Origin of the sequence: Streptomyces sp. NPDC004134 (genome assembly GCF_042874195.1) — a bacterium.
Lineage (GTDB): Bacteria > Actinomycetota > Actinomycetes > Streptomycetales > Streptomycetaceae > Streptomyces.
Map to the genome: position 1 here is coordinate 188,886 of NZ_JBIAMS010000010.1, position 20,691 is coordinate 209,576.

Consider the following 20,691-nt stretch of genomic DNA (forward strand, 5'->3'; position numbering starts at 1 on the left):
CGCGAACGTAGGCGCATAGTCGCGTACGGATCGGGGTAGTTCGGCGCTTCTCACCCCCACGGGTGACGTTGTCACTCAATGGGGGACGTGACACCCGTCGGAGTGCCCGCGAGCCTTCGGCGGCGGCCCCCGGTACCCCCGATCCGTACCCGCGCGAGGGCCGCGCAAGGCGCCGCGACCGCCGCGCCCAGCGCCAGGCCCGCCACCACGTCGAGCGGGTAGTGCACGCCGACGAAGACCCGCGACGCCGCCAGCAGCACGCCGAACGGCAGCACCCACGCCGCGATCCGCGGCCACGCCACCGCCAGCGCGACGGCCGCGGCGCCGGCGATCGTCGCGTGGTTGCTGGGGAACGACCAGTCGCCCGGCGGCGGGCAGTCCGCCAGCGGCGCCGCGGCCCCGTGCACGGCCCGGCACGGCCGCTCCCGTTCCACCCACACCTTCAGCAACTCGCTGAGCCCGTACACCCCGACCGTGCCGGCGGCTCCCGCGACGACCGGCGCGCGCCGGGGTGCCGCCCACCACGCGGCGGCGAACAGCGCGGCCAGCAACAGCAGTCCGGCGTCGGTGCCGTATTCGGCAAGCGCGTGCAGCCAGTCGGGGGTGCGGCGGGCGAGGGACGTGACGTCGCGGTACAACTCGTCGTTCATGTCCGGACGGTACGAAGCGTGTTCGGTTCACCACTTCCGGCGAAAGTCAGTACGCTCCCCTGACGAAAGTCAGACCGCGCGGCGGGGTACGGGACCGCCTTGCGCCCCAAGTCTCGTAAGGTTTCCGCGTGGGATCTTTCCGCCGTCCTGTCGGTCCGCTGCCGTCCGCCATCTACTGGCGGCGCCGCGCGGTCCTGCTCGGCCTGCTCGCCGTGCTCGCGATCTTCGCGATTCTGGTCATCAACCTCGGGGGCGGCAGCGAGAACGCCGCCAACGAGGGCAAGAACCCCGCGGAGTCGATCACTCCGGGCCCGACGGACGACTCGTCCGTGATCGACAACCCGCCCGGGGGCCGCGAGGAGGACGGCGGCGGCTCGGGCGACTCCGAGGGCTCCGGCGGCTCGGGCGGCTCGGGCGGGGAGGACGGGGGCGGCTCGGAGGGCTCGGGCGACTCCGACGGCTCCGGTGACGGTGGCGACGGCGGCTCCGGCGACGGTGACGGCGAGGACGGCGGCTCCGCCGGCGGCGGCTCAGGGGCGGGCGGCGCCGGCTCCGCGGGCGGCGGCTTCGGCGTCGGCTCCGACGGCGTGCCGGCCGGCTCGTCCATGGCCGCGTGCGCCGCGGACGACGTGGAGCTGACGCTGCGCAGCCAGGAGCGCTCGTACGCGCCGGGGAACCGGCCGGTCTTCGAGCTGACCGCGGTGAACTCCGGCGACCGCGACTGCAAGCTGGACTTCTCGCCGACCTCGACGGTGCTCACGATCTCGACGGCCGGCGGCGGCGCGAGCCAGTGGTGGGCGTCGGACGACTGCCCGTGGACGACCGACCCGATCCTGCTGGCGGTGCCGGCGGGCAGCGAGGTCTCGCGGACGTACGAGTGGGACATGCGGGCGAGCGAGCCGCGCTGCGCGACGCCGAAGGCGGGCACGGCGGGCGCGGGGAGCTACGAGGCGGAGGTCAGCGCGGACGGCTTCGCCGCGGCGGCGGCGCCGTTCGTGCTGGAGAAGGCGTAGCGTGCGGCACGGCGCCCGCCGCGGCGGGCGCGCCGACCGGTCGTGCGTTCCCCGGTACCCTTCGGGCACGGCGCGTTGACCGCGTACTTCTCGCTGAGGTCCCCGGACGCGGCGCGTTGACCGCCGTACGCCTCCTGAGGTGCCCCGCGGCGGGACGTTGACGCCCCGGTTCCCGCGGTCCCGCGCCGCCCGCGTCAGACGTAGCGCTCCAGGATCGACGACTCCGCCAGCCGCGACAGCCCCTCGCGCACCGAGCGGGCCCGCGCCTCGCCCACGCCGTCGACCGTCTGCAGGTCGTCCACGCTGGCGGCGAGCAGCTTCTGCAGCCCGCCGAAGTGCTCCACCAGCCGGTCGATGACGGCGCTGGGGATGCGCGGGACCTTGGCCAGCAGCCGGTAACCCCGCGGCGAGACCGCGGCGTCGAGGGTCTCGGGCACCCCGGAGTAGCCCAGCGAGCGGGCCACGATGGGCAGTTCGAGCAGCTCGCCGTGGGAGAGCCGGTCCAGCTCGGTGAGCGCGCGGTCCACGGTGTGCGGGCGGCGGCCGGTGCGCTCCGGCACGTAGTCCCTGACGACGAGCTGGCGTTCCGGCTCGACGCCCGCGATCAGCTCGTCGAGCTGGAGGGACAGCAGCCGGCCGTCGGTGCCCAGCTCGACCACGTACTCCGCGATCTCGGTGGCGATCCGGCGCACCATCTCCAGCCGCTGTGCGACGGCCGAGACGTCCCGCACCGTCACCAGGTCCTCGATCTCCAGCGCGGAGAGCGTGCCGGCGACCTCGTCCAGCCGCAGCTTGTACCGCTCCAGGGTGGCCAGCGCCTGGTTCGCCCGGGAGAGGATCGCGGCGGAGTCCTCCAGCACGCGCCGCTGGCCGTCGACGTACAGCGCGATGAGCCGCATCGACTGGCTGACGGAGACGACGGGGAAGCCGCTCTGGATCGACACCCGCTGCGCGGTGCGGTGGCGGGTGCCGGTCTCCTCGGTGGGGATCGAGGCGTCGGGCAGCAACTGCACGCCCGCGCGCTCGATCCGCGTGATGTCCCGGTCGAGGACCACGGCGCCATCGAGCTTGCACAGCTCCCGCAGCCTGGTCGCGGTGAACTCCACGTCCAGCACGAAGCCGCCGGTGCAGATGGACTCGATGATCTTGTCCGTGCCCAGCACGATGAGCCCGCCCGTGTTGCCGCGGAGGACCCGCTCCAGGCCGTCACGCAGCCCCGTGCCGGGCGCGACCGCGCTCAGCGCGGCCCTCACCGCGGCATCGGAGCCGGAACTGCCGCCGGCTCTGCCCGGGGCGCCCACCCGGTCGCCTGCTGCCACTGGAACCCTCCGGAATCCTCCGGTCGTCGTTTCGGTGCTCTACGCGTGCGCCGGGCGGCGCACGCACAAGCCCCCTGCGCCCCCCCACACGGAAGAGACCGGGGCAAAGTCTACCGGCGCGCCTCCTCGGGCTGCCGGGACTCCCTCGGCTCCCTCTCTCCGGCCGGCTCCCGGGACCCCCCGCCGGCGCGCCGGCGGCCGGCGGGCAGCGCCCGCAACGCGTCCCCTATGTCCGCCACTTCCCGCACTTTCATGCCCGCGGGGACCTTGCCCGGATCCGCCGGTACGAGCGCCTGCGTGAACCCGAGCCGGGCCGCCTCCGCCAGCCGCCTGGCCACCCCGGTCACCCGCCGCACCTCGCCGGCGAGGCCCACCTCGCCGATCGCGACCAGGTTCTTCGGCAGCGGGGTGTCGCTGGCGGCGCTGGCCAGCGCGAGCGCGACGGCCAGGTCCGCCGCCGGCTCGGAGAGCTTCACCCCGCCGACGGTGGCGCTGTAGATGTCCCGCTTGGACAGCGCGCGGATGTCGCCGCGCTGCTCCAGCACGGCCAGCATCATCGAGACCCGGGAGGTCTCCAGGCCGGACGTGGTGCGCCGGGGGGAGGGGATCTGCGAGTCGACGGTGAGCGCCTGCACCTCCGCGACCAGCGGCCTGCGGCCCTCCAGGGTCACCGTCAGGCAGGTGCCGGGGACGGGCTCGTCCCGCCGGGTCAGGAACAGGCCGCTGGGGTCGGCGAGGCCGATGATGCCCTCGTCGTGCAGCTCGAAGCAGCCGACCTCGTCGGTCGCGCCGTATCTGTTCTTCATGCCGCGGACCAGCCGCAGCCGGGCGTGCCGGTCGCCCTCGATGTGCAGCACGACGTCCACCAGGTGCTCCAGCAGGCGGGGGCCGGCGATGGCGCCGTCCTTCGTCACGTGCCCGACGAGGATCGTGGCCATCCCGCGCTCCTTGGAGGCCCGGATCAGCGCACCGGCGACCTCGCGCACCTGGGCCATGCCGCCGGGGGCGCCGTCGATCTCGCCGGAGGCGATGGTCTGCACGGAGTCCAGCACCAGCAGGGCGGGCTTGACCTCGTCGAGGTGGGCGAGGACGGCGGCCAGGTCGGTCTCGGCGGCCAGATAGAGCCCGTCGCTGAGCGCGCCGATCCGGTCGGCCCGCAGCCGGACCTGGCCGGCGGACTCCTCTCCGGTCACGTACAGCGTGCGCTCGCCGCCGACCGCGGCCTTCGCGGCGACGTCGAGCAGCAGCGTCGACTTCCCCACCCCGGGCTCGCCGGCCATCAGCACCACCGCGCCGGGCACGAGCCCGCCGCCGAGCACCCGGTCCAGCTCGGGCACGCCCGTCGAGCGGGCCTCGACGCGGCGGGCGTCGACCTGCGCGATGGGCAGCGCCGCCGTCGTGACCCGGCCGGCGGCCGTGGTCTTGACCGCGGGCGCGCCGACCTCCTCGATCGTCCCCCACGCCTGGCACTCGGGGCAGCGGCCGAGCCACTTCACGGTGGACCAGCCGCACTCGGCGCAGCGGTACGCGGGGCGGTCCCTGCCGCCGCTCTTTCGGGAAGCCATGCGCCTAACGTAGCGGGACGCGCTGACACCGCCCGGAGTTGTCCACAGGCGGGGTGCTGCGGTACGACCGGCCCGTCCGGACTGTGGACAAACGGTCCGGACCGTGGGCAGGGGGCGTAGGCTCGAAGACTCGGATGTACCGCTTCCCCGGGAGGGAAACATGCCCGCGCTGAGGTCCCGTACCGTCACCCACGGCCGCAATATGGCGGGCGCCCGCGCCCTCATGCGCGCCTCGGGCGTAGCGAACGAGGACATCGGCAAGCCCGTCGTCGCGGTCGCCAACAGCTTCACCGAGTTCGTCCCGGGCCACACGCACCTGGCGCCCGTCGGCCGCATCGTCTCCGAGGCGGTCAAGGCCGCCGGCGCGGTGCCGCGCGAGTTCGACACGATCGCGGTGGACGACGGCATCGCCATGGGCCACGGCGGGATGCTCTACAGCCTGCCCTCGCGCGACCTGATCGCCGACTCCGTGGAGTACATGGTGGAGGCGCACTGCGCCGACGCCCTGGTCTGCATCTCCAACTGCGACAAGATCACCCCCGGGATGCTCATGGCCGCCCTGCGGCTGAACATCCCCACGGTCTTCGTCTCCGGCGGCCCCATGGAGGCCGGCCGCGCCACCCTCGTGGACGGCACGGTCCGCAAGCTCGACCTGATCGACGCCATGGTGGACGCGGCGAACGACGGCGTCTCCGACGCCGACGTGCTGCGCATCGAGGAGAACGCCTGTCCCACCTGCGGCTCCTGTTCCGGCATGTTCACCGCCAACTCGATGAACTGCCTGACCGAGGCCATGGGCCTCTCCCTGCCGGGCAACGGGTCGGTGCTCGCCACCCACACCGCCCGCAAGGCGCTCTACGAGGCCGCGGGCCGCACGGTCGTCGAGCTGACCACGCGCTACTACGAGCAGGACGACGAGACGGTTCTCCCGCGGAACGTGGCGAGCCGCAGCGCCTTCGAGAACGCGATGGCACTGGACATCGCCATGGGCGGGTCGACGAACACGATCCTGCACCTGCTGGCCGCCGCCCAGGAGGCCGGCCTCGAGTACGGCCTGGCGGACATCGACGCCGTCTCCCGCCGGGTGCCGTGCCTGGCCAAGGTCGCGCCGAACGTCGCCCCCGGCGGGACGTACTACATGGAGGACGTGCACCGCGCGGGCGGCATCCCCGCCATCCTCGGGGAGCTGTATCGCGCGGGACTGCTGAACGAGGACGTGCACGCGGTGCACGCCGACTCCCTCGCGGACTGGCTCAAGCGGTGGGACGTCCGCGGCGGCTCCCCGTCGCCCGAGGCCGTCGAGCTGTGGCACGCGGCGCCCGGCTGCGTGCGGTCGGCGACGGCGTTCTCGCAGTCCGAGCGCTGGGAGACCCTGGACACCGACGCGGAGGGCGGCTGCATCCGCTCGCTGGAGCACGCGTACTCGCAGGACGGCGGTCTCGCGGTGCTCAAGGGCAACATCGCGGCGGACGGCGCCGTGGTGAAGACCGCGGGCGTCGACGCCTCGATCCTCACCTTCGAGGGCCCCGCCGTCGTCTGCGAGTCGCAGGAGGAGGCGTGCGACAAGATCCTCGGCAAGCAGGTCAAGGAGGGTGACGTCGTCGTCATCCGCTACGAGGGCCCCAAGGGCGGCCCCGGCATGCAGGAGATGCTCTACCCGACGTCGTTCCTGAAGGGCCGCGGCCTGGGCAAGGCGTGCGCGCTGGTCACCGACGGCCGCTTCTCCGGCGGCACCTCGGGGCTGTCCATCGGCCACGCCTCCCCGGAGGCGGCGGCGGGCGGCGCGATCGCGCTGGTCGAGGACGGCGACCGGATCCGTATCGACATCCCGGACCGCAGCATCGAGCTGCTCGTCGACGAGCAGACCCTCGCCGAGCGCCGCGCGGCCCTCGGCGGGCGGTACGCGCCGAAGGACCGCGAGCGCAAGGTGTCCACCGCCCTGCGGGCGTACGCGGCGATGGCGACCAGCGCCGACAAGGGCGCGGTGCGGGACGTCACCAAGCTGGAGGGCTGAGCACGGCGCGGTCCCGCAGCGGCGGGGCCCCGCCCGTAGCGGCGGGGCCTGTCCGTGGCCGCGCGGCCACGCCCGTACCCCGGCTCCGCCAGGGGCGGCCTTCGGTCCTGTCCCCAGGGGGCGGGACGCGCCGCGGAGGGCTCCGCGATAATCGGGTGCGTGAGCGACAACGAGCAGTCCGAGAGCCAAGACGGCGCGCCGCTGCCCGAGCCCCTGCGGTTCTTCGGCACCACCTGGGTCGACCGCTCGCGCGGCTACTGGGCCCGCCGCGTCGCCGTCGCCGTCCTGGGCCTGGTGCTGGCCGCCGGCGGCGCCTTCGTGCTGGCGCTGTCGTACAACGGGCTGCAGCTCGCCGACAGCGGCGGCATCGTCCAACTGCTGATGGTCGCCGCCTTCGCGGTCTGCAGCTCGCTGGCCTTCACCCGCACCCTCGGCGGCTTCAGCCGCCCGCACGAGGCCGGGCCCGCGGACAGCTCGTGGCGGCCGATCCGGGTCATAGGCTTCGTCGGCGTGCTGCTGGCGTACACGGTGCGCAGCTTCGTCGAGGCCCCGGGCGAGGGGATGCTGCGCCAGGACTACGAGCACCGGCTGGAGCAGCACGCGCGCCGCCGCTCGTCCCGTACGGGCAACCCCGCGAAGCGCAAGCGCAAGAAGCGCCGCTGACGCCCCCGGGGTCCCGCGCCCCGAGCCCTCGCGCCGCCTACGCCCCCTCCCGCGCCCCCGCGTACGCCGCCACCCACCCGTCCGCCAGGTCTGCCAGCCGGTGCGCCGCCGCCGTGGTGCGCTCCCGGTCGCCGGTGTTGAGCATGTCGATCTGCAGCCCCGCGAAGGCCGCGTTGAGCAGCGTCGCGTAGCCCGTCGCCGCCTCCGTCGGCACCCCCCGGTCCCGGAACCAGCCCGCGACGAACTCCACCCGGTCCGCCAGCAGCCGCGACGTCGCCCCGCCCAGCCGGTCGCCGGCGGCGAGCCCCTCGATCTCGTGGATGAGCCGGGTGAGCGGCAGATGCTCGGGCGTCAGGTGGTACTCCCACGTGGCCCGTACGACCTCGCCCATGCCCATCTCGCCGTCCGCGCCCGGCAGCCCGGCCAGCCACTCCCGCTGGCGCTCGTCCAGCCGCGTCAGCGTGGCGGCCAGCAGGTCGGCCTTGTCGGCGAAGTGGTGCGTGAGCACCCGCGTGCTCTGCCCCAGCTCCTTGGCCAGCGGCCGCATCGACAGGGTGGCGAGGCCGTGGTCCACGAGGTAGTCGACGACCGAGTCGAGCAGGGCGGTCTTGCGGGCCGGGTCGGCGGGTCTGGGCATGGCACTCCTGGTACGGGTCGCCGGGACACCCGCGTACGTACCCCGAGGACGCACGTACGCGCAGGCCCGGAAACCGGTGGACGCCGTTAGGGTAACGACTGTTACCTTAACGGCATGGACGAGAATCCCACCCTGCAGAAAGCCGCATCCCCCCTCCGCCGCTCCCTGCCGGGCTGGCTGATCGCGCTCACGCTGACGACCTTCACATTCTCCACCGACGACTACCTGGTCGCGGGCGTGCTCCCCGGCATCGCCGCCGACCTGGACGTCTCCGAGGCCGCGGTCGGGCAGCTCGTCACCGTCTTCTCCCTGGTGCTCGCCCTCGCCGCCCCCGTCGCCTCCGTGCTCACCGCGACCTGGCCCCGCCGACCGCTGTTCACCGCCGCCCTCGCGGTGTTCGCCGCCGCGAACTTCGCCATGCCGCTCGTCGCCTCCTTCCCCGTCCTCATGGCGCTGCGCGTGGCCGCCGCGCTCGCCGCCGCCGTCGTGGTGCCCGGCGCCCTCGGCGCCGCCGCGGCCCTCGCCCCGCCGGAGCGGCAGGGGCGCTACATGGGCACCGTCTTCGCGGGGCTGACCACCTCGCTGCTGCTCGGCGTCCCGCTCGGCACCTGGGTCGGCGCGGTCGCCGGCTGGCAGGGCGCGTTCGTCCTCGGCGGCCTCCTCGGCGTCGCATCCCTCGCCGCCCTGTACGCGACCCTGCCCGAGCCGCCCCGCGGCGACGCCCTGCGGCTGGCCGACCGGCTGATCCCGCTGGCCCGCCCCGCGCTGCTCGTCGGCCTCGCCGCCACCGCCGTCGCCGTACTCGGCAACCTGATGGTGGTCACCTACCTGGCCGTCTACCTCCGCGACCTCGCCGGCGTCGGCCCCACGGGTCTCGGCGCGGTCTTCGTGCTCGCCGGTGCCGCCGGGATCGCCGGCAGCCAGCTCGGCGGCCCCGCCGCCGACCGGTGGGGCGCGGAGCGCGCGCTGCTGATGGGCTGCGGGGCGTTCGCGCTGGTGATGCTCGGGCTCGTCGCCTGCTGGCCGCTGCGCCCCGCACCGCTGGTGCTGGTGGTGCCGCTGCTGCTGCTGTGGTCGGCGGCGGCCTGGTGGATCCCGCCGGCCGCCAGCGCCCGGCTGCTGCGCCTCGCGGGACCGGCCGGCGCCCAGGCTCTCGCGCTCAACAGCAGCGCCGTCTACCTCGGCGTCGCCGCCGGCGGCGCGGTCGGCGGCGTGCTCCTCGACGCGTACGGCAGCGGCCCCCTCCCGGCGGGCGCGGCGGCGGCGCAGCTCGTCGCGCTCGCCCTCTTCGGCCTCGCCTCCCGCCGGGCCACTCAGGGGAAACCCTGAGGCCCGCCGGGGGTCACCCCCAGACGACCCGGACATGTGTCAGTACTCTTTGACAGGTGGTCGTGACACCTGTCAGCTTGGACTTACACACCGACGCACGAAGGGGCCGCAGATGGCACGGACGCCCGCTCCGGCCCCATCCGGAGACGAACTGCTCAAGGTCCTCGCCGCGCTCGGCAATCCGCACCGCCTGCGGATCGTCGGCGCGCTCCACGAGGGCCGGAACTACGTCAGCCGGCTGGCCCGCGAGATCGGCATGAGCCGCCCGCTGCTGCACATGCACCTGCAGCGGCTGGAGGCCGCGGGCCTGATCACCGGCTCGCTGGAGCTGTCAGATGACGGCAAGGCGATGAAGTTCTACGAGGTGGTCCCGTTCCGGTACGAGCTGACTCCCGAGCTGATCGAGGAGGTCGCCCGCACCATCGGCGACGGTGACGGCGAGCCGGAAGGCGAGCCCCCCGGGAAGGACAAGGCCGGCACCGGGAAGCCCGAGACGGTGAAAGAGGAAGCCTCATGAACGAGCAGACGGTGCACCTCGCCGACAGCGGCGACACGGTCGGTGCCGTGGTCGGCGCGGTCGGTGCCGCCGGGTTCTTCGCGCTGCTGATCGTGGTGGTCTGGCAGATCGCCGCCACCTGGCGGGCCAAGATGCTCGCGGCCCGCGAGGAGCAGTACCGGCAGTTGGCCATCAAATACCAGCAGTTGCTGGAGGACAATCTCGAACTGCACCGCCGCAGCATCGACGAGCTCACCGAGGCGCGGCGCTCCATCACCTCGATGGAGAAGATGATGCGCGAGATCGAATAGCACCAGCGCGCGTACGGGCCGGAAGCGGCAACTTCCGGCCCGTACCAGGTCGAAGCAATCCCCGGCACACTTCCGCGCCACGGCCAGGTCGGCAAACCACAGCGGCCGCGGTGCGGGTCAGTCGTGCGCCCGACTCACCTCTTTCAGAAGGAGACCATCCCATGTCCGCTCGGATCAAGCAGCTCGTGGCTGCCCCCGGAGGACGGCGCACGAAATGGCTGGTACTGGCCGCCTGGATACTCCTCCTCGTCGCCCTCGGCCCGCTGGCCGGCAAGCTCGGCGACGTCGAGGACACCGGCCCCAACGCCTTTCTGCCGCGCAGCGCCGAGTCCGCCGAGCTGAACACGCAACTGGAGAAGTTCCGCGGCGACCCGGACGACGAGGTCATGCCCGCCGTCGCCGTCTACAGCGTGCCGGACGGCGCGATGACGGACGCCGGCCGGCAGAAGGCGGAGGCGGACGTACGGGCCTTCGCGCCGTACGTCGCCGCGGGCGAGCGCGTCACCCCGCCCGTGCCCTCCGACGACGGCGGCGCCCTGATGACCATCGTGCCGATCGCCGACGAGGACGACCTCACCGACACCATCGAGGACGTCCGCGAGGTGGCCGCCGACGGCGTACCGGCCGGCGTCGACGTGGAGGTGGGCGGCCCCGCGGCCTCCCTCGCCGACTCCGTCGCCGTCTTCGACTCCCTCGACGCGACGCTGATGCTGGCGACGCTGGCCGTCGTCACCGTCCTCCTGCTGATCACGTACCGCAGCCCGGTCCTGTGGCTCTTCCCCGTGCTGGCCGTCGGCTTCGCCGCCGTCCTCACCCAGGCCGCCACGTACCTCCTTGCCAAGCACGCCTCGCTGCCCGTCGACCCGCAGGCGGCCGGCATCCTGATGGTCCTCGTCTTCGGCGTCGGTACGGACTACGCGCTGCTGCTCATCGCCCGCTACCGCGAGGAACTGCACCGCCACGAGGACCGCCACGAGGCCATGCAACTGGCGCTGCGCCGCTGCTTCCCCGCGATCCTCGCCTCCGCCGCGACCATCGCGGTCGGGCTGTCCTGCCTGTACTTCGCCGACATCAGCTCCTCCCGCTCCCTCGGCCTGGTCGGCGCGGTCGGCGCGGTGTGCGCGTTCCTCGCGCTGGTCACGGTGCTGCCGGCGCTGCTGGTGATCGTCGGCCGGTGGGTCTTCTGGCCGTTCGTGCCGCGCCACGGCACGCCCGTGCACGGGCACCGCACGGTGTGGTCCCGGATCGGCACCGCGGTCGCGCGCCGGCCGCGCTGGTCGTGGCTGATGTCGCTGGGCGTGACCGCACTGCTCGTGTTCGGCGTCGTCGGCATGGACTTCGGTCTGAAGCAGTCGGAACTCTTCCAGGACAAGCCAGAGTCGGTCGTCGCGCAGGAGCGCATCTCCGCGCACTACCCCTCCGGCGCCTCCGACCCGGCCGACATCGTCACGAACGCGGACGCGAAGGACGCCGTACGGGCCGCGGTCCGGAAGGTCGACGGCGTGGCGGGAGTGACCGACGGCGACACCACCCGCGACCTGGCCGCCCTGCGCGTCACCCTCGACGACGAACCCGACTCCGACGCGGCCAAGGACACCGTCGAGGACCTGCGCACCGCCGTGGGCGAAGTCGAGGGCGCGGACGCGCTCGTCGGCGGCACGACGGCGGAGGCGCTGGACACCCAGCGGGCGGCGGACCGCGACCTGCGGGTGGTGGTGCCGATCGTGCTGCTGGTGGTCTTCCTCGTGCTGATCGGGCTCCTCCGCGCGCTGGTGGCACCTCTTGTGCTGCTCGCCACCGCCGTGCTGTCGAACGTGGCCGCGCTGGGGGCGTCGTACCTCCTCTTCGACCACGTCTTCGACTTCGCCGCGGTCGACTGGTCCATCCCGCTGATGGGCTTCGTGTTCCTGACCGCGCTCGGCATCGACTACAACATCTTCCTCATGACCCGGGTCAGGGAAGAGGTCGCGCTGCACGGCCACGCGAAGGGGGTCCTCACCGGCCTGACGTCGACCGGCGGCGTGATCACGTCGGCGGGCGTCGTGCTGGCCGCGACGTTCTCCGTCTTCGCCGGGCTGCCGCTGGTGACGATGGCGCAGATGGGCGTGCTGGTCGGGGTGGGCGTGCTGCTGGACACGTTCCTGATCCGCACGGTCATGGTGCCGGCGCTGGCTCTCGACCTGGGCAAGTGGACGTGGTGGCCGGGCGCCCTGTTCCGGCACGAGGCGCGGCGCACGCCGGCGGCCGCGGACACGGCGGCCGGGCTGCCGGAGGCGGATCGCGTACGGGCCTGAGGGCTCCGGTCCGTACGGCGGAAGGGGCACCCGGCTCGCCGGGTGCCCCTGTTCCTTGACAGCGCTCCGGGTCCCCACGATGTTCAACGCATGGTGAATAACGGGCCGGGGGCCGTCCACGCCCGCGGGCTGTGCGTGGTGCGCGGCGGTGCCGCCGTGCTCCACGACCTCGACTTCGACGTGCCGCGCGGCCAGGTCACCGGCCTCCTCGGCCCCTCCGGGTGCGGCAAGACCACCCTCATGCGCGCCATCGTCGGCACCCAGGCCCGCGTCACCGGCACCCTGGACGTGCTCGGCGCGCCCGCCGGGGCCGCCCGTCTGCGCCACCGCATCGGCTACGTCACCCAGGAGCCGTCCGTCTACCGCGACCTGACCGCCCGGCAGAACCTCGACTACTTCGCCGCCATCCTCGAACCCGGCACCTCGCGCGCGGAACGCCGCACCCAGGTCGCCCGCGCCCTCGCCGACGTCGACCTCACCGGCGAGGGCGACAGGCTCGCCGGCCGCCTGTCCGGCGGCCAGCTCGCCCGCGTCTCCCTCGCCGTCGCGCTCCTCGGCCGGCCGGAACTGCTGGTGCTCGACGAGCCGACCGTCGGCCTCGACCCCGTCCTGCGGCGCGACCTGTGGGGGCTGTTCCACGAGATCGCGGCGGAACGGGGCGCGACGCTGCTCGTCTCGTCGCACGTGATGGACGAGGCGGAGCGCTGCCAGCGGCTGATGCTCATGCGCGCCGGCCGGATCCTCGCCGACGACACCCCGGACGGGCTGCGCGAGCAGGTCGGCAGCGAGACCGTGGAGGAGGCGTTCCTGCGGCTCGTGGCGGCGGCCGGGCAGCGGGAGCGACGGCACCAAGAGCCGGACGGGGCCCAGGACGGGGATCCGGACGGGGATCCGGACGCGCACCGCGGGGACGCCGCCCCGTGAACGCCACCCGCACCCTCGCCACCGCGCGCCGCGTCCTGCGGCAACTCGGCCACGACCGCCGCACCGTCGGCCTCATCCTGGGCGTGCCGCTGGTCATGATGACGCTGCTCTACGGGGTCTTCGACGGCGACGAGCGCACCTTCGACTCCATCGGCGCCTCCCTGCTCGGCATCTTCCCGCTGATCACCATGTTCCTGGTGACGTCCATCGCCACCCTGCGCGAGCGCACCTCCGGCACGCTGGAACGGCTCCTCGCCATGCCCCTCGGCAAGGGCGACATGATCCTCGGCTACGCCCTCGCCTTCGGCACCCTGGCCGCGGTCCAGGCGTCGCTCGCCGTGGCGCTCGCCGTGTGGGGCCTCGACCTCGGCTTCGCCGGGTCGCCCTGGCTGCTGCTCGTCGTCGCGCTGCTGGACGCGCTGCTGGGCACGGCGCTCGGGCTGTTCGTGTCGGCGTTCGCGTCGACCGAGTTCCAGGCAGTGCAGTTCCTGCCCGCCGTGATCTTCCCGCAACTGCTGCTGTGCGGGCTGTTAGCGCCGCGGGACTCGATGCAGCCGGTGCTGGAGGCCATCTCCAACGCGCTGCCGATGTCGTACGCCGTGAACGGCATGAACCAAGTCCTGGACCACGAGGAGGTGACCGGCGACTTCCTCCGCGACATCGCCGTCGTCGGCGGCAGCGCGGTGCTGGTGCTCGGCCTCGGCGCGGTGACACTCCGGCGCCGTACGGCGTGACCTGCGCCCGTGACCTGCGGGCCCGTCCGGCCTGTGGATAACTTCGCGGGGTGTCGGGCGGCGGTGCGAGGATGGACCGCATGACCCAGAAAGTCGCCGTACTCGGCGCCGGAAAGATCGGCGAGGCGCTGCTCTCCGGCATGATCCGCGCCGGCTGGTCGCCCGGCGACCTGCTCGTGACCGCCCGCCGCCAGGAGCGCGCGGAAGAGCTGCGCCATCGCTACGGTGTCGAGCCCGTGTCGAACGGCGACGCCGCCAAGCGCGCCGACACCCTCATCCTCACCGTCAAGCCGCAGGACATGGGCACGCTGCTCGTCGACCTCGCGCCGCACGTGCCGGCGGACCGGCTCGTCGTCTCCGCCGCGGCCGGCATCCCCACGGGCTTCTTCGAGGAGCGGCTGCCGGAGGGCGCCCCCGTCGTGCGCGTCATGCCGAACACGCCGGTGCTCGTGGACGAGGGGATGTGCGTCATCTCCGCGGGGAAGCACGCCGTGGAGGAACACCTGGCGCGGACCGAGGAGATCTTCAAGCCCGTCGGCAAGACGCTGCGCGTCCCCGAGGCGCAGCAGGACGCCGCCACCGCCCTGTCCGGCTCGGGACCGGCGTACTTCTACTTCCTCGTGGAGGCCATGACCGACGCCGGGATCCTCCTGGGCCTGCCGCGCGAGAAGGCCCACGACCTCATCGTGCAGGCCGCGATCGGCGCGGCGGTCATGCTGCGCGACAGCGGCGAGCACCCGGTCAAGCTCCGCGAAGCGGTCACGTCCCCCGCGGGCACGACGATCAACGCGATCCGGGAGCTGGAGAACCACGGCGTACGGGCCGCGCTGATCGCGGCGATCGAAGCGGCCCGCGACCGCAGCAGGGAGCTGGGCACGGGCCCGGCGCCGGACGCCAAGCGGGCGCAGGGAAGCCGGAGATGACAGCGCAGCCACCCCCGCCGAGCGGCCCGGGCACGTCAGGACCGGATGTGTCAGGACCGGATGTGCCGGGACCGGGCGGGCGCGGGCCGGAGCCGATCCGGGTCCTGCTCGCCGACGACGAGGCCATGGTCCGCGGCGGGGTGCGGGCCATCCTCGCCGCCGCGGCCGACATCGAGGTCGTCGCCGAGGCGGGCGACGGCCGCGAGGCCGTCGAGCTGACCCGGCGGCACCGTCCCGACGTCGCCCTGCTCGACATCCGCATGCCCGTGCTCGACGGCCTGGGCGCCGCCGCCGAGCTGCGCCGGGCCGCGCCGGGGACGGCGGTGGTGATGCTCACGACGTTCTCCGAGGACGAGTACATCGCCGGCGCCCTGGACAGCGGCGCCGCCGGCTTCCTGCTCAAGTCCGGTGATCCGTACGAGCTGATGGCCGCCGTCCGCGCCGCCGCGGGCGGCGCCTCGTACCTCTCGCCGCACGTCGCCCGCCGCGTCATCCAGCGGGTCAGCGGCGGCCGGCTGACCCGGGAGAAGGAGGCGCGCGAGCGCGCCGCGGCGCTCACCCCGCGGGAGCGCGAGGTGCTGGCCCTCGTCGGCGCCGGTCTGTCGAACGCGGAGATAGCCGGCCGCCTGCACCTGGTGGAGGGCACGGTGAAGGCGTACGTGAGCCAGGTGCTGGCCCGCCTGGAGCTGAAGAACCGGGTCCAGGCCGCGATCCTCGCCTACGAGGCGGGGCTGGCCGGCGAGGACGCCGGGCCCCCGGCGCAGGGCTCGCCGTAACCCGCGGAGTCCCCGGCGCGGACATCCCCGCCCGTGCCGCCGCCCGCCCGCCGGCGCAGCCGGAGGGCCCGTACACCTTCGTGCAGCAGCGTGATGCCGAACGCGAGCCCCAGCCCCAGCACCACCCCGCGCAGCGGCTCGTCCTCGAACGCCGCGCCGCCGGCGTAGCCGAGCGTCGTCCCGTACGCCGCCCAGGTCACCGCCGCGACGATCGCGTACCGGGTGAAGGTCCGGCGCGGGAAGCCCGTCGCCCCCGTCGTGAGCGTGGCCGCCGTCCGGCCGCCCGGGATGTAGCGCGCCACGACGAGCACCAGCCCGCCGCGCTCCGCCAGCATCCGGCCCACCCGCTCGTACGCCCGCTGCGCCCGGCTCCCCGGCCGCAGCCGGTCGAAGACCCGCGGCCCGGCCCGCCGCCCGATGGCGTACGAGATGTGGTCCCCGGTCAGCGCCCCCAGGGCCGCCACCACCGCCACCAGGACCGCGTCCGGCTGCCCTTCGGCCGCGGCGAACACCCCCAGCGTGATCACCAGGGTCTCGCTCGGCACCACCGGGAAGAAGCCGTCCAGCGCGGCGATGCCGAAGAGCGCCAGGTACACCCACGGGGTGCTGACCACGCCCTCGACGGCGTGGATGATCGCGTCATTCATGCGGTTCACGCTAGAAATCCGGGCCGTGCGCCGCCGCGCACGGAAGTCAGGACCTCCCCATGACTTTCGTCAGGTGCCCGGCGCCCCCCGCCCGCCGTACCGTGGCCGCATGACCGGCACCGACCGGCTGCCCGGCACCCCGCGTCGCACCCTGCCCGACCGCCTCCGCCCGAGCCGCCCCGCCAGCGACCCCCCGCAGAGCGACCGCCACGACGGCGACCACCGCCCGGGCCCCCGCCGTCCCGCCCCGGCGGCCGCCCTCCGCCGCCTCCTGCGCAGCGAACGCGCCGCCGGGCTGCTCCTCTGGCTCGTCCTCACCCTCCCCGCCGTCTACGCCGGCGGCCTCCCCGGCGCCGAGCAGGCCGCCGGCGTCGACCTGCGCTGGATACGTATCGCCGCCGTCCCGCTCCTCGCCCTCGCGGTCGCCGCCGGCCGCTCCCGCCCGCTGCTCGCCGCCGCGATCCCCGCCGGCCTCGCGCTGGCCGCGACGCCCGAGCTGTTCACCAACCAGTTCGTCCTCGCCCAGGTCGCCTTCTCCTTCCTCCTCGGCCGCCGCACGGACCGCCCGCGCAGAGCGCTCGCGCTCTTCTGCGCGATCGCCGCGGCCGGCCTCGTGCTCGTCCGCGCCGTCCCCGACGCGACGTTCTTCGGCTGGGCGACGCTCGTGCTCACCGTGCTCTTCGCGATGGTGCTCCCGTGGCTCCTCGGCCGGTACGCGCGCCAGCACGCCGCACTCGTCAGCACCGGCTGGGAGCTGGCCGAGCGGCTGGAGCGCGAGCAGGAACTGACCGCCGACCGCACCCGGCTGCGCGAGCGCTCCCGTATCGCCGGCGACATGCACGACTCCCTCGGCCACGAACTGACCCTCATCGCCGTCCGCGCCGCCGCCCTCCAGGTCTCCCCGGGACTCGACGAGCCCGCCCGCAAGGAGGCCGCCGAACTCCGCGAGGCCGCGGCGACGGCCACCGAGCGGCTGCGCGAGGTCATCGGCGTGCTCCGCCAGGACGACGAGGGCGCACCGGTGCACCCGGCGGACGACAGGGTGGAGGAGCTGGTCAGGCGGGCGGCCGCGTCGGGGATGGCGGTGGAGCTCGTACGCGGGGAAGGCGGAGACCGAACCGCCGCGCACGGCACGTCCCCGGACGGGGAACCCTCCACTCCCCTCCCGCCGGTCGCCGACCGCGCGATCCACCGCGTCGTCCAGGAGGCGCTGACCAACGCCGCCAAGCACGCCCCCGGCGCCCCGGTCACCGTCCGCCTCCGCCGCGACGCCGACCACGCCGAGGTCACCGTCGTCAACGGCCCGCCGCCACCGCGCACCGCAAAAGCTCTGAAAGCATCACAAACACCCGGCGGCTACGGCCTCGTCGGCCTCGACGAGCGCGTCCGGCTCGCCGGCGGCACCCTCCGTGCACAGCCTGTGGACGGCGGCTTCGCCGTCACCGCCCGCCTCCCCCTCACCCCCGGCGCCGCCCCCGCCCCGCCCCGCGAGTACGCCGCCCGGCGCGAACTGGCCGCCGCGCGCCGCCGCGTACGCCGCGGCATCCTCGACGCGATCTGGATCCCCGTCGTCGGCACGATCGTCCTCGGCGTGCTCCTCTTCGGCGCCGACCTCTACACCTCCTACCGCTCCGTCCTCGACGCCGGGACGTACGACAGCCTGCGCATCGGCCAGTCCCGGGACGCCGTCGAGCGCCGCCTCCCCGCCTACGAGGCCGACGCCAACACCCGCCCCGCCGCCGCCCCCGCGGAACCGCCCGGCACCGACGACTGCGTCCTCTACCGCACCACCCCCTTCACCCTCGACCCGTCCTACCGCCTCTGCTTCACCGACGGCCGCCTCTCCCACAAGGCCAAGGTCGACGCCGACCCGTAGCCCATACCCCCACCCCGCAAGCCCCGCCGCCCACCCGGGGGTTACCCCCACCAGCGGCCGGTGGCCCGCAGGATGGGGCGCGGGCGCACCCGTCCGTAGCGTCGTACGACATGAAGCCGAAGCCCGCAGCCCTCGCCGCCCCCGCGCTCGCACTGGCCCTCGCCGCCGTCGCGACCGCCTGCACCCAGGCGGTCGGCGACGGCAAAGCCGAGCACCGCACCTTCCGCATCGGCGCCGACGCCACCACCCTCACGATCGACGCCGACGACACAGCCGTGGAACTGGTGCCCGTCGACCGCGAGGGCGGCGAGATCGACGTCACCCGCTGGTTCAAGGCGGAGAAGTGGAACGGCGAAGTCGGCACCAAATGGTCCGTCGACGGCGACACCCTGCACTTCCGCACCAAGTGCAGCGGCGTCGTCGTGAGCTGCGACTCCCGCTACCGCGTCGAGGTCCCGCGCCACCTCGCCGTCAAGATCGACGGCAGCGACGGCCGCATCGAGGCGAACGGCTTCGACACCCGGCTCGACATCGAGAGCGGCGACGGCTCCGTGGAGGTCGCGGACGCCGGCGGCCCCCTGAACATCGAGGCCCGCGACGGCTCCGTACGCATCGACGGCGCGGCCGGCCCCGTCGACCTCGACGCTCGTGACGGCTCCGTCCGCGCCACCGGCCTCACCGCCACCCGCGTCACCGCCGTACTCGGCGACGGCAGCCTGCACCTGGGCTTCACCGAAACCCCGGACGAGGTCACCGCCGAAACCCGCGACGGCGGGCTGACGCTGGAGGTGCCGAAGGCCCCGTACCGGGTGAGCACCGACGTACGCGACGGCAGCACCGACGTCACCGTCCCGCGCGACCCCGCCAGCCCGCACCGCATCAAGGCCACCACCGGGGACGGCAGCCTCACGATCCGCCCGACGGGCTGACGGCGCCGAAGGCGGGCAGCAGCCCGGCCGCGTCGTACGCCGCGTCCACCCGCGGGCGCGCCATCCCCCGCGCCCGCTCCGCCCCGCGCGCCAGTACGCCCTCGACATACGCCGGATCGGCACTCAGCTCCGCATGCCGCTCCCGCACCGGCCGCAGCGTCTCCACAACGGCCTCGGCGGTGTCCCGCTTGAGCTGCCCGTACGACGTGTACTCACCCGCCAGTTCCGCCGGCTTCCGCCCAGTGCACGCCGCCAGGATCTCCAGCAGGTTCGCCACCCCCGGCTGCGCCTCCCGGTCGTACGTCACCTCGGCCCCGCTGTCGGTCACCGCCCGCATCACCTTCCGCCGCACGGCGTCGGGCTCGTCGAGGAGATGCACGATCCCGGCCCGCGCCTCGGGCGCGTCGTCGGACTTGCCCATCTTCGACGCCGGATCCTGGAGGTTCATCACCCGCGCGGCGACGGAAGGACGGGTGACCCGCGGCACGGTGAACACCCGCCCGTACCGCTGGTTGAACCGCTGCGCCAGATCCCGCGCCAGCTCCACGTGCTGCGCCTGGTCGTCGCCGACGGGCACCTCGTCGGTGTCGAAGGCGAGGATGTCGGCGGCCATGAGCACCGGATACGTCAGCAGCGACAGCCGCACGCTCCCGCCCTTGGCCCGCTCCCGCGCGGCCTTCTCCTTGTACTGGATCATCCGCCGCATCTCCCCGTCCGCGGCGGTGCACTCCAGCAGGTACGACAGCCGCGCGTGCTCGTCGACGTGACTCTGCACGTAGACGGTGCACAGGGCGGGATCGAGCCCCGCGGCGAGCAGCAGTTGCGCGGCCTGCCGGCTGAGCCGCCGCAGCCGCGCGGGCTCGTACGACACGGTCATGGCGTGCAGGTCGACGACGCAGAACAGCGCGTCGGCCTGATGCTGGTCCACCTCGACCCAGCGCCGCACGGCACCCAGGTAGTTCCCGAGCGTCAGATGCCCGGTGGGCTTCACCCCGCTGAAGATCCGCGCCCGCGGAGCCTGCGATCCGTACGCCGCCATCGTCGTCCCTCTCGTCCACTGCCGATGACCGCCGCATCGACGGCCGGCGAGCGAGAGAGCCACGCAAAACGGCCGCCGAACCGGCGGCCGCTGAAGTCGTGCCCACGCACGCACCCGAGGTCGACCGCCGTCAGGCGGCCCACCACTGCTGGGTACGTGCACGAGCTGTCATGCACCCCACCGTACCCCGGCGGGGCCCTGCCAGGGCCGCGAACAGGGCCGTGACCGGGGCCCGAGGGGCCTGCTTGACAGGGACGTCATGGATCCGTAAAGTTCTTCGGGTTGCCACGGGGCCGTTGAGGTTCTGGAGTGCGACGGTGGCCGTCCCTGAGGGGCGGCTCGTCCCATCTTCTCGTTGTGTGATCGACTCCCTTTCGTCGGGGTTGAATCGGCATGCCCGGTTCTATTCGGCGGGCGGCCGGATTTTGCGCCGCCGGGACAATCCGCTACGGTTATGGAACACCGAAGGGAAACGCCCGGAGAGGCCCGGAAGGGTTTTGAAGGTAGTGTCCGTTCTTTGAGAACTCAACAGTGTGCCAAGTAATCGATGCC

19 protein-coding genes are annotated in these 20,691 nt (G+C 73.9%); 13 read left to right on the plus strand and 6 right to left on the minus strand.

The window, feature by feature from the left end; translation table 11 throughout:
• Positions 1-71: 71 nt before the first annotated feature.
• Positions 72-650 carry a phosphatase PAP2 family protein gene (locus ACFYVJ_RS15790; protein WP_388891316.1) on the minus strand — a complete coding sequence of 193 codons (579 nt, stop codon included), beginning with the start codon at positions 648-650 and terminating at the stop codon, positions 72-74.
• A gap of 128 nt (positions 651-778) precedes the next feature.
• Between ACFYVJ_RS15790 and ACFYVJ_RS15795 the strand changes: the two genes are divergently transcribed.
• Entirely contained in the window at positions 779-1,663 is an 885-nt protein-coding gene (locus tag ACFYVJ_RS15795) for a hypothetical protein (protein ID WP_388891318.1), read from the plus strand.
• A gap of 194 nt (positions 1,664-1,857) precedes the next feature.
• Here the strand turns inward: ACFYVJ_RS15795 and disA are convergent, their stop codons facing one another.
• Together disA and radA are read right to left on the minus strand one after the other, a co-directional pair.
• Positions 1,858-2,982 carry a DNA integrity scanning diadenylate cyclase DisA gene (gene disA / locus ACFYVJ_RS15800; RefSeq protein ID WP_347581478.1) on the minus strand — a complete coding sequence of 375 codons (1,125 nt, stop codon included), beginning with the start codon at positions 2,980-2,982 and terminating at the stop codon, positions 1,858-1,860.
• A 110-nt stretch (positions 2,983-3,092) separates the two neighbouring features.
• Positions 3,093-4,547 carry a DNA repair protein RadA gene (radA, locus tag ACFYVJ_RS15805; protein WP_388891321.1) on the minus strand — a complete coding sequence of 485 codons (1,455 nt, stop codon included), beginning with the start codon at positions 4,545-4,547 and terminating at the stop codon, positions 3,093-3,095.
• Between the two features lie 160 nt (positions 4,548-4,707).
• On the opposite strand from radA, the gene ilvD reads away from it, so the two are divergent.
• Both ilvD and ACFYVJ_RS15815 read left to right on the plus strand, forming a co-directional pair.
• Positions 4,708-6,561 (plus strand): dihydroxy-acid dehydratase, encoded by a 1,854-nt coding sequence (ilvD, locus tag ACFYVJ_RS15810; protein ID WP_388891324.1) that lies wholly within the window; start codon positions 4,708-4,710, stop codon positions 6,559-6,561.
• A gap of 159 nt (positions 6,562-6,720) precedes the next feature.
• The gene (locus ACFYVJ_RS15815) at positions 6,721-7,224 is read left to right on the plus strand and encodes a hypothetical protein (protein ID WP_388891326.1); all 504 of its coding nucleotides are present in this window, start codon (positions 6,721-6,723) and stop codon (positions 7,222-7,224) included.
• Positions 7,225-7,261: 37 nt separating this feature from the next.
• On the opposite strand, the gene ACFYVJ_RS15820 is transcribed toward ACFYVJ_RS15815, so the two are convergent.
• Positions 7,262-7,861, minus strand: coding sequence for a TetR/AcrR family transcriptional regulator (locus ACFYVJ_RS15820; protein WP_388891329.1), 600 nt, complete (start codon positions 7,859-7,861; stop codon positions 7,262-7,264).
• A 114-nt stretch (positions 7,862-7,975) separates the two neighbouring features.
• Here ACFYVJ_RS15820 and ACFYVJ_RS15825 point away from each other — a divergent pair, with 114 nt between their 5' ends.
• The 8 genes from ACFYVJ_RS15825 to ACFYVJ_RS15860 all read left to right on the plus strand — a co-directional run bounded on the left by ACFYVJ_RS15825 (position 7,976) and on the right by ACFYVJ_RS15860 (position 15,648).
• Entirely contained in the window at positions 7,976-9,190 is a 1,215-nt protein-coding gene (locus ACFYVJ_RS15825) for an MFS transporter (RefSeq protein ID WP_388891331.1), read from the plus strand.
• A gap of 112 nt (positions 9,191-9,302) precedes the next feature.
• Positions 9,303-9,707, plus strand: coding sequence for an ArsR/SmtB family transcription factor (locus ACFYVJ_RS15830; RefSeq protein WP_388891333.1), 405 nt, complete (start codon positions 9,303-9,305; stop codon positions 9,705-9,707).
• The gene (locus ACFYVJ_RS15835) at positions 9,704-9,997 is read left to right on the plus strand and encodes a hypothetical protein (protein ID WP_047017074.1); all 294 of its coding nucleotides are present in this window, start codon (positions 9,704-9,706) and stop codon (positions 9,995-9,997) included. Before ACFYVJ_RS15830 ends, ACFYVJ_RS15835 begins: the two co-directional genes overlap by 4 nt.
• Positions 9,998-10,158: 161 nt before the next feature.
• Entirely contained in the window at positions 10,159-12,291 is a 2,133-nt protein-coding gene (locus ACFYVJ_RS15840; RefSeq protein ID WP_388891335.1) for an MMPL family transporter, read from the plus strand.
• A 90-nt stretch (positions 12,292-12,381) separates the two neighbouring features.
• Positions 12,382-13,215: an ABC transporter ATP-binding protein gene (locus ACFYVJ_RS15845; RefSeq protein WP_388891338.1), complete on the plus strand. Its 834-nt coding sequence runs from the start codon at positions 12,382-12,384 to the stop codon at positions 13,213-13,215.
• A complete protein-coding gene (locus ACFYVJ_RS15850; protein WP_388891340.1) occupies positions 13,212-13,949 on the plus strand; it encodes an ABC transporter permease in 738 nt (245 codons plus the stop codon). The genes ACFYVJ_RS15845 and ACFYVJ_RS15850 overlap by 4 nt, the downstream gene beginning before the upstream one ends.
• An 80-nt stretch (positions 13,950-14,029) precedes the next feature.
• Complete coding sequence (gene proC / locus ACFYVJ_RS15855) at positions 14,030-14,872, plus strand: pyrroline-5-carboxylate reductase (RefSeq protein WP_388891343.1); 843 nt, start codon at positions 14,030-14,032, stop codon at positions 14,870-14,872.
• A complete protein-coding gene (locus tag ACFYVJ_RS15860; RefSeq protein WP_388891346.1) occupies positions 14,869-15,648 on the plus strand; it encodes a response regulator in 780 nt (259 codons plus the stop codon). The genes proC and ACFYVJ_RS15860 overlap by 4 nt, the downstream gene beginning before the upstream one ends.
• On the opposite strand, the gene ACFYVJ_RS15865 is transcribed toward ACFYVJ_RS15860, so the two are convergent.
• Positions 15,591-16,295 carry a DedA family protein gene (locus tag ACFYVJ_RS15865; RefSeq protein ID WP_388891348.1) on the minus strand — a complete coding sequence of 235 codons (705 nt, stop codon included), beginning with the start codon at positions 16,293-16,295 and terminating at the stop codon, positions 15,591-15,593. The two genes, ACFYVJ_RS15860 and ACFYVJ_RS15865, sit on opposite strands and share 58 nt — an antisense overlap.
• A gap of 109 nt (positions 16,296-16,404) precedes the next feature.
• Here ACFYVJ_RS15865 and ACFYVJ_RS15870 point away from each other — a divergent pair, with 109 nt between their 5' ends.
• Positions 16,405-18,171: a histidine kinase gene (locus tag ACFYVJ_RS15870; RefSeq protein WP_388891350.1), complete on the plus strand. Its 1,767-nt coding sequence runs from the start codon at positions 16,405-16,407 to the stop codon at positions 18,169-18,171.
• Positions 18,172-18,281: 110 nt separating this feature from the next.
• The gene (locus ACFYVJ_RS15875) at positions 18,282-19,100 is read left to right on the plus strand and encodes a DUF4097 family beta strand repeat-containing protein (RefSeq protein WP_388891353.1); all 819 of its coding nucleotides are present in this window, start codon (positions 18,282-18,284) and stop codon (positions 19,098-19,100) included.
• On the opposite strand, the gene trpS is transcribed toward ACFYVJ_RS15875, so the two are convergent.
• A complete protein-coding gene (gene trpS, locus ACFYVJ_RS15880; protein WP_388891356.1) occupies positions 19,078-20,139 on the minus strand; it encodes a tryptophan--tRNA ligase in 1,062 nt (353 codons plus the stop codon). The genes ACFYVJ_RS15875 and trpS overlap by 23 nt on opposite strands.
• Between the last annotated feature and the right edge of the window lie 552 nt (positions 20,140-20,691).